Below are 11,755 nucleotides of genomic sequence, written 5' to 3'. Positions count from 1 at the left end.
AGCTAATTTTTTTATTGAAATTTGGTATAACAGAAAATATGATTAATCCGACAGAAATGGTTGAAAAAACCCTTATTTCAATGTATAAGGGTGGTCTTTATGATCATTTAGCAGGCGGATTTTTAAGATACTCTACTGATGAAAAGTGGTTAATTCCCTTTTTTGAAAAAACTCTATCTACAAATGCATTACTAGTTATTTCTTATTTAGATATATTTCAAATAACTAAGTCTCCTCTTTATAAGATAATTATTGAAAACACCTTGAAATATGTTAATGAAGAAATGATTAATGATAACTACAGTTTTTGTTTTTCTGAAAATCTAGGTATTTCTAATAAAGATGAAGATTTTTATACCTTTGATTATTCTGAAATTATAAATCTTTTAGGAGATGAAGACGGAAGCTATTTTAATGATTATTATGGCATTACTAAAGAAGGTAACTTTAATAATAAAAATATATTAAATCTAATAGATAACTATAATTTTAATAAAATAAATACTGATATAAATAGGCTTAAAGAAGAGGTATGCTCTTTTAGGAAAAAAAGAAAATCTCTACTAAAGGATTTTAGAATTATTACTTATGTAAATTCTTTAATGTCCATTGCATACACTAAAGCTTATAGAATTTTAAATAATGGAGATTACTTAGAATTAGCCATTAAAAACAATAAATTTATAAAGGATAATCTTATAGATAATAAAAATAATCTTTTAAGAAGTACTACAAAGGATACCGTTAAAAATTGGGGGTATCTTGATGACTATGCATATTTTATTTGGTCATTAATTGATCTTTATGAATCTACATTTGATGTTAATTATTTAGAGGACGCTATAAATTATACAAAAGATATGATTAATTTATTTTGGGATTTTGATTATAATGGTTTCTTTTTCTCTTCTAAATACTATGATCCTCTAATTTTAAACCTAAAATATATAGAAGATAATGAATTACCATCAGGTAATTCTGTTGCAGCCTTTGTTTTAGTTAAGCTTAATCATTTAACTAAAGATGATTATCTTAGTGATTTTTGTAAAAAGCAATTTAAAGTCTTTTACGCAGAGGTTAGTGAAGCACCTGTGAATTACACATTTTATTTAAGTGCATTAATTCAAAATTTATATCATTCCACAGATATTATATGTATATCACAAGATAATGAAATCCCTAATGATCTTAGACTCTTAATTAGCGATAGATTTATTCCAAATTTAAATATCCTCCTAATTACACCTAATAATAAGGAAAAACTTTTATCTTTAGCTCCTTATACTAAAGATTATAAGATTTTAAATAATAAAACTACTTATTATTTGTTTAAAAATAATAAATTAATAGAATGCAGCAATATTCTAAATATATAATATTAATTCTATTAACACTTTTACTCCTACTTTTATAAATTATATTATATAAATTTATAAAAATAGGAGTTTTTATGGTCAATAAAATTAATTCTTCATTAAAAAACCTCTATAAAAATATTAAATATCGAACCTATTATATTTCATCAAATATATTCTTTGATAAAGAATATATGAAAACTGCCTCAACCTTTGTAAATTCTAATAATTTTTCAAGTACTACAGGTTATTTTATTTGGGTAGATACAAAAAATTATAGAACAAATATTTTTGAAGGGTCTAAAAACAATTGGAAAATTAAATTTAGTTACTTATGCAGCGTAGGAAAATTCTTCGCTCCTACAATTAAAGGTGATTTTACAGTAGGTGAAAAGGGACCATATTTCGGTGTGAATCGAGGATATAAATGTTTATATTATACTCAAATTAAAGAAAATTATCTTTTTCACTCAATAATATATAATTTAGATGGATCTATTCGTGATTCTCGTTTAGGCATGAATTTAACTGATGGTTGTGTTAGACTTGCTACTGAAAATGCTAAGTGGATTTATGATAATATTCCTAGAAATACTGGCATTCATATTACCTAATGATATTAAAAAGCTTTGAAGTTTTATTTTTTAACCTTCAAAGCTTTTAATTTATAATATTATATCTTATAGCCTATCTTATCTGCAAATATTGCTGCTAATTGTATATCTGGCATAAACTTTTCTCCGTCCCACATCAATTCAGTTTCTATAAATCCTAAGGTGTCTGAATTGGTTTGTCCAATTATTCTTTGAATTATCATTAATTTGTTTATTTCTTCCTCTCCATCATTAACTGGATATATTGCCTTTGGATAAGTTACTTCTGCTTTAGGATTACCTTTAACATTTCCATTTTCATCATAAACTAAATCTAAATACATTTTAGGATTATGGCTTATATCAATAACATATGTTGAGTTTGTTATTTTGCAAGTTACCTCTACAATATAATTATTTTTATATTTCACTTCGCAGGTATATTCTTTATAAAAGGTATCAGTATTAAAAACTTCATTATATTTTTCATTTTCATAGGTGTAAATATAAGCATATGAGCATCTTTGCTCCCCTAATTTAAGCCCTCTAATTAAAATATCTTGTGTATGTTCATTAGTAAATTCACCAAGAAAAATATTAAAATTATATCCATTTACATTTTCTAAAGGAATAATAGTTTCTTTTCCAGTTTTTCTATCATCTATTACAATTTTAATATCCTCTTCAAAAATGCTATTAAATCCACCAGATTTCCTTGATAATAAATATACCTTATCTATTTCACCATCCTTGCTTACATCTCCATATTTTTCATCTACTACATATAATTCTTTAAACCCATTATATTCACTGATTTTTTTATTATTCATTGAATCCTCCTACAATATTTATATAGTTAAATATATTATCTATACTATATTCATATAACTTTTAAGCTTTAATTATTTTCTGATATAAATCATATCTAAGGAGGTATTCTTTTTATCTGTTCAATAATAATTTTATATTTTTTCTTTCCTATATTTACTTGAATATAAAAATAGACACTAGTTTTTTAAAACATAGTGTCTATTTTTGTTACTGCTCTTGTTTAGGTTGTTCTTGAATATTTTGTTCTTTAAGATTTAAGTTTTCAAAGGTATTTGTTAAAACAAATCTTCCTTCTCCTACTTTTATATATTTAACAATTACTTTATCTCCTACAGAGCTTAAAGCAACTTCTCTAGATGTTTCTGTTGAAACTGAGAATATATTATCATTACCTTTTAATTTAACATCATATATACTAGTTCCATCCTTAACAACTAATCCAATTCTTTCAATTTCACCTTCAAAAGTTTCCTCACTACTACTTCCTTCTAGTGAAATATTAGTATTAGTTAATCCTTCAAGATATTTATTTAATGTAGCTTGAAGAGAGTCTCCAACTCCAACAATGTTATAGTTTTTAACATTTACCATTGCATATTGTTTTACTAATCCATTTGAGTCCTTAAGAGTTGTAAAGTATGTTGGTTCATTTTGAATATTGATTAAATAAGGGAATGTTGCCTTATATCCAAATTGTTGAACCTTACCTTCTGCTGACTTCATACTTGCCACTTCTGTAGCTCCTGAAGTCTTATACATAGTTGTTTCTCCAGTTCTTGTGTTAGTTAAAGTAAACCCAACTAAACCTTCATCATTACCAACAGATGTAATTCCTGTGTAGTAATAACATGCATCATTATTAAATATTAAGTTCATACCTTCAGTACTTTTTAACTTATCCTTGTCTCCAAAGTTAAATACTCCATGTACTAATACTCCCCATTTATCTATATAATTTTTTATATATCTATCTGGTTGAATTCTATCTACCCACTTTGGTGTATTTTCAATATCATAAATTTGAGAATCTCCAGTTTGAGCATCAATTATTAATGTTCCTATAGCCTTAGCTTCTGTTACACCTACCGCATTATCATATCTTGTAATAACCCAATATGGCTTTCCTTCATCATCTAATTCAAAAGTATAATCAGTGTGACCTGCTTTCATATCTCTTAAATATGCAGCTCTATCTAAGTCACTAAATAAATAAGCTGATTCTAAATACTTCATTTTTAAAGGTTGTCCTGATAATTCTGTTACTAATTGAACATCACTTTGATTTGTAGCACTTACTTTTATGTATCCTGGTGTTCCATCAGTATTTGTTAACCACTTAATTAATGAAGAATGTTCAAGAGGTCCAACATAATATAATTGTCCATTTATACTTTGTAAATCTAGATTTCCTATTGTAACCTGACTTCCTAAGCTTGGTATTTCCCCTAGCTTTTTATCTGCTAATTTATATGCTACTTGCTTATCAATTATAGGAAGTTGTTTTAAATCAATATGTTCTATTTCCTTTGAAAACTCAATTTCCTTTACTTCTCCAATTAAATTACGGTGTTCCTTGTAATTTAAAAGTGGACTAAAGAATATCATAGTTCCCACATATCCTACTGCTCCAATAACGGCAATTATAAGATATTTCTTATCAAATGTCATAAATGAATATGCTATACTTACCCCTATTAAAACAGCAATTATATAGAAAAAGCTTAAGCTAAAATCTAAAACAAGTTTACTGTTAAAAGCTAGTACAACTGCTACAAAAATAAATGCAACTGCAAGCCAACTTAAATACTTAATAGGCGAACTTTTCTTTGGTCTTATTTCACGAATATTATCCATTAAATCCTCCATATTTTAATAATTTCTTTTTTTATGGTATTAAATCATTATACCATAAAATAATAATAAAAATATTTAGTTTTTGTAAACACTTATAATAAATTTAGATAAAAATAATAGGAACTAAAATTTAGTTCCTACTTACTACCAATTTCTTTTTCTTCTTCATTGTCTTTCTTACCTTTGTAAGAATTCATATATGGCATTACGTCTACTATTGCCATAAGTACTCCCACTGCTATAATTAATATTATTTGTAATAAATTCATAGCATCACTCCCTTTTAAGAGTTTCTAATATATTATATGTCCATTATCTTAAAAGGTACGTCATTTAGCTTTTTAACTTAACTATGCTTGCTTCTCGTGCAAAGTTTACAAAGTTATATAATATAAGAACATTATCAAAATAATTATTATTTGTATACTCCGTAATTTTTGTCATAAATGTTCTTAAGTCAACTACATGTATTTCCTCATAATTTTGAGTTAAAAATGGCACCATTGAATTTGCATAAGAATCCTTTATTATCAACAGCTTTTTTCCGTTTTTTAATTCTGTATTTTTAATTATAGTTAATGGATTATTTCCATATAAAAATAAAGAGTATTTATCTCTAATATTTAGCTTTTCATAATCATATAATGTATTATATTCCTTGTCATCTATTTTCATTTCAATATTATCAAATTCATAATAAGATAATAAATCTGATTCTATATTAAAGGGCTTTGCCTTTGAATAATACGTACCATAAAAATCTAAAACCTCTTCCTTTTTATAGTTTCCTAAGTGAATTTTAGATTCTCCTATACTTTCTATAAATTTACTATATGCAATAAAAGCTCCCTCTGTAGTCCAATGATGATCAGTTTTATAATAAATATAATTATCCTTATTATCTTCCATAGTCTTTCTTAAGTCTATTTCATTTTCACAATTTATTTTTTCATAAATACTTTCTATTTCTATATTTTGATTTATTAGTGGTGCTCCCTTAGGTAAATTTTCTTTGTAAACTTCATATGAATTTGGAACTATCATAAGAGATACAGGTGCATTTACAGAATCTATATATTTATTTATTGAATCTATATTTACCATTACTCTATTTTTATCAAGGATATTATATTTTTCAAATAAATAATCCTCTTTTCCATAAACTATTCCGTTATTTTCTATTTTACCCAAAATATATTCACTTCTAGATTTCAAATTAATCCAATCATCTCTAAAGATAAACTGATCATTTATATATTTTTCATAATCCTTTGAAAAAGCACCCTTAAAATATCCATCTACTGTAAATTTCACTTTAGATTTAAGTCCTCTATTTTCTAATTCAGAAAATTTCTTATCCTTGTTTACAACATCTAATATAGTTAATAAAAATATAATTATAAAAAAACTATATAAAAGCGGATTTTTTTTTCACCTACTAAGCACCTCCTAAAATCTAAAGTATAAAAATGGATTGTATGTTGCATCTACTAAATAGGCTACTGAAATTAAAAATATAATTATTAATATTGCTGTTTTTAACCATTTTATATCTTGTATTTTTTTGTATCCCAAACTTATTAATGGGGTAGAAAATATAAATGCTATTAAAAATGTTATACCATAATTTCTTAAATAATATATCCATCCACTTCCACCCTTATAAATAAACATGGTTCTAAAATATTCTCTTAATAAAGATAAATCTGTAATAGCAAATAATGTCCATCCTATTATTAATAAAAATATTACATAAATATGTGAAAATACCTTATGCTTATTTAAAAATCTTCCTAATGCTATCTTTTCTAAACTTATAAATACAAAGAAGAATAGACCCCATAAAATAAAGTTATAACTTGCCCCATGCCAAAAGCCTGTTAAAAACCAAACTATAAATAAATTTAAAAATAATCGTTTCCTTCCCTTTCTATTTCCACCTAAAGGTATATACACATACTCTTTGAACCATGATCCCAAAGTAATATGCCATCTTCTCCAAAATTCAGATAAACTTCTTGATATATATGGATAATTAAAGTTTCTTGGAAAATTAAATCCAAGCATCTTACCTAATCCAATAGCCATTAATGAATAACCATTAAAATCAAAGTAAATTTGAAGGCCAAAGGCTAGTATGCCCATCCAGGCTAATATTGTTGATATATTCGAAAAACCTATTTTTTCAACTTCAGTCCAAAGCATTCCTATATTATTTGCTATTAAAACCTTGCTTCCTAAGCCTAATATAAAAATTTCTATGCCTTCTTCTATTTGATTTTTATCTACTTCTCTATTCTGTATTTCCTTATTTATATCTGTATATTTAACTATTGGCCCTGCTATAAGCTGTGGAAATAAAGAAACAAAGGCTCCAAAATTTATAATATTTCTCTCTGCCTTTACCCTTCCCTTATAAACATCTATGCTATAAGACATTGTCTGAAATGTATAAAAACTAATTCCTAATGGCAATGTTATTTTCACATGGGTTAAAGCTAAATCAAAAATGCTATTTATATTATCTATAAAAAAGTTAAAGTATTTAAAAAAGAATAACATTCCTAAATTAAATATTAATGATGAAATTAAGAAACCTCTACATAGAGATTTATTTTCTCTATATCGTTCTATTCCTATACCTGCAAAATAATCTACTATAATTGACGCTATCATAAGTAAAAAATACTTAGGCTCTCCCCATGAATAGAAAATAATACTTAATATTAAAAGTGATAAATTCTTAAACTTTTTAGGTGTTAAATAATATACCCCTAAGGCTATTGGTAAAAATCGAAATATAAATAATATACTACTAAATACCATATCTTTCTCCTATAATAAAAGTTATAAAAAAGATGCTTTAAAACTATATTTTAAAGCATCTTATTAATTACTACTTTACAGCTTTTTCAAAAATCTCTAAAGCCTTACCTGAAACATCTTCTCCTGAACCTTCATAGTCAGGAATAATGAATAATCCTACATAGTTACCTATAACTTCAAGCTTTGCAGCATCAACTGCTTCTGGTTCTCCAGGATAGAAAGCTTGAGCTTTTTTATCTTCTAATACTTTTTCTAATGAAGCCTTAACTGAATCAGCTTTTCCATCTTTAGCTTTAACTACAGTTAATGATTCAAGTCCTGTATTCATCATACCATTTTCTATTGTGTATTCTTCTACATCATCTAGATTTAAATGATATTGTTCCTTTGCTAAATCACCTTCTACAGGTCCAGTTGGTCTCATTTCAATTGCTTCTTTAATTTCATTAACAATTTCTACTGTTGAAACATCTTTAGTTGAAGTTCCATCTCCACCCTTTGATGATGAACATCCTGTAATTGCTGCTCCAATCATAAATACTGCTAATAATGTAGCTATCTTCTTTTTCATATTTCTTAACTCCTTCTCTAATAAACTCAATTCTCGCCCAAAAACATTATACATTAAAATGTAGTCGTTTCCTACACATTTTTTAATTATTTTGCAGAATTTTATAAATAATTATAAGATAAAATTTATAAAACTAAAGCAACTACAATATATTATTTGTGCATAAGATTACATACACTCTACATATTGTAATTGCTAAACTATTATTGTAAATACTTTTAATATGTATATTCTTGATTTTCTCTTAAATTAAAGAAATCTGCATAATCAATTTCAAATAAAGGCTTTTTAACTTTTGAAACATCTATTTTTTCTTTAATTAATTGGGTTAATACACCTGCATAAGACAAGTCTCCTTGAATTACTGCTCCATATATTTTCCCTTCCTTATGGATAATCTTTTTATATCCATTTTCATTTATTTCAATTTCTTCTTTATATGTATCATCTTCCTTTTCCACCATTCCTAATGATAATGTTGGTAAGTTTACAAAACTCATGGTATTTTTACTTCCAAAGAAATCAGTCATTAAAAGTTCTCTTCCCGTCATATTATATGCTGCAATAATACCTTCTTTTGTAGCTGTTGGCCATATAGGATTTCTTCCTGTTACATCTCCTGCACCATAAACATCCTTAGTATTTGTTTCACCTTTTTCATTTATAATTAATCCAAATTTATCTGTTTCAACTCCACTATCCTTTAAAAATCCTACATTTGATCTTACTCCCGCTGTAACTACTATAAATTCACAAGGAATTTTTTCTCCTGTATTAAGTAAAAGCTCTTTTGGATTATTATTATCATCTATAATTAATTTTTCTGCCCTAACTCCAAACTTAAAGTTAACTCCTTTTTCTATAAACCTTTTTTCATATTCCTTTGAAGCATGAGCATCTAATTGAAGTGTCAGAATTCTATTCATCATTTCTACAACAGTTACATTTGCCCCTAATGAAATAATTCCTGAAACTGCATCAATACCAACTAATCCTGCCCCTAAAACCACAACATTTCTTAATGTTTTAGTTTTCTCCTTTATAAGCACTGCATCCTCAATATTTCTAAGCCCTACAACATTGTTAGCCTCTCTTAAATTTTCTATAGGTGGAATAAATGATGATGCACCACTTGATATTAAAACTTTGTCATAATCAATTCTTTCTCCACTAGATAATTCTAGTATATGTTCATTTGGATTTAAGCTTGTAACTTCTACTCCCTTTATCCACTTTATATTAAATTTATTAAAATAATCCTTTTCAGTAAAGTCTAAGGCTTTTATATCTCTTTTCCCCTCTAAATAATGATGCAATATACATCTAGAATAAACTTCTGTATCTTTAGATATTAAAATTATCTCAGCATCTTTATCTAATTCTCTAAGGGTTTTTGCCCCACTTATACCTGCTGCTGATGCTCCAATAACCACATATTTCATTAATCCTCCACCTCCTCTAAGGTTATAGCTGCCATAGGGCATCTAGCCACACATTGCGGAGTTTTTTCTTCTGTGCTCTGGCACATATCACACTTCATAATTTCCTTTTGCTTCTCCCTATCTGCTTTTAATACGCCATACGGACAAGCCATTATACACATATAGCAACTTGCACAGCGTGACTTATCATATTCAACATATTTAGTATCTGGATTTTTCTTCATAGCTCCTGTCATACATGTATAAACACATTCTGGCTTATGGCAATGTCTACAAAATATAGGCGCATATTGACCTTCACTATTTAATGTAATTCTAGTTCTTGTATCATCTGAATCATGAGCAACTATACATGCTGTAGTGCATGTAAGGCAACCTACACATTTACTTCTATCTATTTTTATTCTCTTCATACTTTCTTACCACCTATTAGCTAATTTTTTCAATATTAACAGCTATACATTTATAATAAGGTTCCTTTGAATATGTATCAAAAATTGATGGTGTTAAAGCATTCATTTCAATATAATGTATAGGTGCATATAAATGATCCTTTTTAACTGTACTACTTATTCTTACATCAAATTCGCTAGATTCACCATTTAGTGAATTAAGTCTAATTCTCTCATTTTCCTTTAATCCTAATTCTTCTGCAAGTTCTGGATGAATATGAACATATGAATTAGAAAGTGATACCTTTTCTACTAAAGGAATTTCTCTAGTTCTAGTTTGAGTATGCCATTGACCTACCGTTCCTCTTCCTGAATTTAGTATATAAGGATAATCCTTTGTTGGTAATGTAGGATTTTCTGCAACGTCTTCATACATAAACTTAACTTTACCACTTGGTGTAAAGAATTTATTATCTTCAAATAATCTTCTATTGTCTGAAGTAAGTTTTTCACCTTCCTTAAGAGGCCATTGTACTCCATTAGAATTTTTAAGCATATCATAGGTAACTCCTGTTATATCACAAGGCATTCCTCTACTACATTCCTTTAAAAGTTCAAAGGCATCCTTAGGAGTTTTCCACTTATCTAAATAATCTCCCATTCCTAAAGCTTTACCAATATCAAAGAATATTTCATAATCTGTTTTTTCATTTTCCTCTTTTTCTAATACAGGAAGCACTGCTGACATACGACGTTCTGTATTAATTATAAAACCATCCTTTTTTGTTGCTGGTACAGATGGCATAAATAAGTCTGCATAAACAGCAGTATCTGTATCATAATAAATATCTTGAACTACAAAAAACTCTAGCTTTTCCATTGCTTTTTTAAAGGTTCTATTATTTGCCCAAGAATGTCTTGGATTTGTACATATTACCCATAAACCTTTTATTTCTCCACTATTAACCTTATTAACTATTTCTGAATAAGGAAGTGTTGGCTTAGTAGGTAACATATCAGGGTCTATATCTAAAACTTCTGCTACTCTTTTTCTCCTTTTTTCATTATCATAATCTCCACCACCATATAATCCAGTAGTATTACTATAAACTCTTGATCCCATAGCATTGCATTGACCTGTAAAGGAATTTGGACCTGTTCCCGGTCTACCAATATTCCCTGTCATTACAGCTAAGTTTATAATTGCTTGTGCAGTTCTTACAGCTTGATATCCTTGATTTACTCCCATGGTCCACCAAATAGACACTCTTTTTCCATTGCGAATAGTTTGGGCTAAGTCTAATACACGCTCCTTTGATATTCCAGTTTCCTTTTCTACATTATCTAAAGTAAACTTTTTAACATGTTCCTTAAATCCCTCAAAGCCTTCTGAATATTTATCAATATATTCTTTATCTATCCAATCCTTCTCTATTAATAAGTTAGCTAATGTATATAAAAGAGTTAAATCAGTCTTTGGCTTAATGTCTATCCAAACATCTGCATTAATTGCTGTTTCGGACTTTCTTGGATCTACTACTATTAGCTTAGCTTCCTTATTATCTCTGATACGACTCCATGCAACAGGATGAGCTATTACAGGATTTCCTCCAATAATTATAATAGTATCTGATAGCTCTAAGTCTTCTAATGTATAAGGTGGTGAATCAAAACCAAAGCTTTGTTTATGTGCAACAACAGATGTAGCCATACATTGTCTTGTATTACCGTCACCATTAATACCCATATAGCTTCTTCCAACTAATCCAAGTAATGCACATTCTTCAGTTAGAATTTGCCCAGTACTTAAAAATGCAACACTTTCCTTACCATACTTTTCTTGAATTCCTGTCATTTTATCTACAAATATTTTATATGCCTCATCCCATGA

General features: G+C 27.6%; 11 protein-coding genes. 2 read left to right on the top strand and 9 right to left on the bottom strand.

Annotated features, from left to right (window positions below):
* Both ACRDBA_RS04960 and ACRDBA_RS04955 read left to right on the top strand, forming a co-directional pair.
* Nucleotides 1-1,376: thioredoxin domain-containing protein (locus ACRDBA_RS04960; RefSeq protein ID WP_438571814.1), on the top strand; the 1,376-nt coding region annotated here is incomplete at its 5' end.
* A 173-nt stretch (nt 1,377-1,549) separates the two neighbouring features.
* Nucleotides 1,550-1,969: a L,D-transpeptidase gene (locus ACRDBA_RS04955; protein ID WP_438571815.1), complete on the top strand. Its 420-nt coding sequence runs from the start codon at nt 1,550-1,552 to the stop codon at nt 1,967-1,969.
* 59 nt (nt 1,970-2,028) lie between these two features.
* On the opposite strand, the gene ACRDBA_RS04950 is transcribed toward ACRDBA_RS04955, so the two are convergent.
* The 9 genes from ACRDBA_RS04950 to ACRDBA_RS04910 form a co-directional block, all read right to left on the bottom strand.
* Nucleotides 2,029-2,778: a hypothetical protein gene (locus tag ACRDBA_RS04950; protein ID WP_438571813.1), complete on the bottom strand. Its 750-nt coding sequence runs from the start codon at nt 2,776-2,778 to the stop codon at nt 2,029-2,031.
* Nucleotides 2,779-2,986: 208 nt separating this feature from the next.
* Nucleotides 2,987-4,633: a cell shape-determining protein gene (locus ACRDBA_RS04945; RefSeq protein WP_438571812.1), complete on the bottom strand. Its 1,647-nt coding sequence runs from the start codon at nt 4,631-4,633 to the stop codon at nt 2,987-2,989.
* A gap of 137 nt (nt 4,634-4,770) precedes the next feature.
* A complete protein-coding gene (locus tag ACRDBA_RS04940) occupies nt 4,771-4,902 on the bottom strand; it encodes a hypothetical protein (RefSeq protein WP_438571811.1) in 132 nt (43 codons plus the stop codon).
* A 64-nt stretch (nt 4,903-4,966) separates the two neighbouring features.
* Nucleotides 4,967-5,947, bottom strand: a complete 981-nt coding sequence (locus ACRDBA_RS04935) for a DHHW family protein (protein WP_438571810.1) — start codon at nt 5,945-5,947, stop codon at nt 4,967-4,969.
* 135 nt (nt 5,948-6,082) lie between these two features.
* A complete protein-coding gene (locus ACRDBA_RS04930) occupies nt 6,083-7,459 on the bottom strand; it encodes an MBOAT family O-acyltransferase (RefSeq protein WP_438571809.1) in 1,377 nt (458 codons plus the stop codon).
* Between the two features lie 70 nt (nt 7,460-7,529).
* Nucleotides 7,530-8,030 carry a DUF4358 domain-containing protein gene (locus ACRDBA_RS04925; RefSeq protein ID WP_438571808.1) on the bottom strand — a complete coding sequence of 167 codons (501 nt, stop codon included), beginning with the start codon at nt 8,028-8,030 and terminating at the stop codon, nt 7,530-7,532.
* A 218-nt stretch (nt 8,031-8,248) separates the two neighbouring features.
* Nucleotides 8,249-9,472 (bottom strand): NAD(P)/FAD-dependent oxidoreductase, encoded by a 1,224-nt coding sequence (locus ACRDBA_RS04920; RefSeq protein WP_438571807.1) that lies wholly within the window; start codon nt 9,470-9,472, stop codon nt 8,249-8,251.
* The gene (locus ACRDBA_RS04915) at nt 9,472-9,885 is read right to left on the bottom strand and encodes a 4Fe-4S dicluster domain-containing protein (protein ID WP_438571806.1); all 414 of its coding nucleotides are present in this window, start codon (nt 9,883-9,885) and stop codon (nt 9,472-9,474) included. Before ACRDBA_RS04915 ends, ACRDBA_RS04920 begins: the two co-directional genes overlap by 1 nt.
* Before the next feature lie 16 nt (nt 9,886-9,901).
* Nucleotides 9,902-11,755: molybdopterin oxidoreductase family protein (locus ACRDBA_RS04910; protein ID WP_438571805.1), on the bottom strand; the 1,854-nt coding region annotated here is incomplete at its 5' end.

Origin of the sequence: Clostridium sp. (assembly GCF_051654825.1) — a bacterium.
Taxonomy (GTDB): domain Bacteria; phylum Bacillota; class Clostridia; order Clostridiales; family Clostridiaceae; genus Clostridium.
This window is presented reverse-complemented; position numbering and strand designations above follow the sequence as displayed.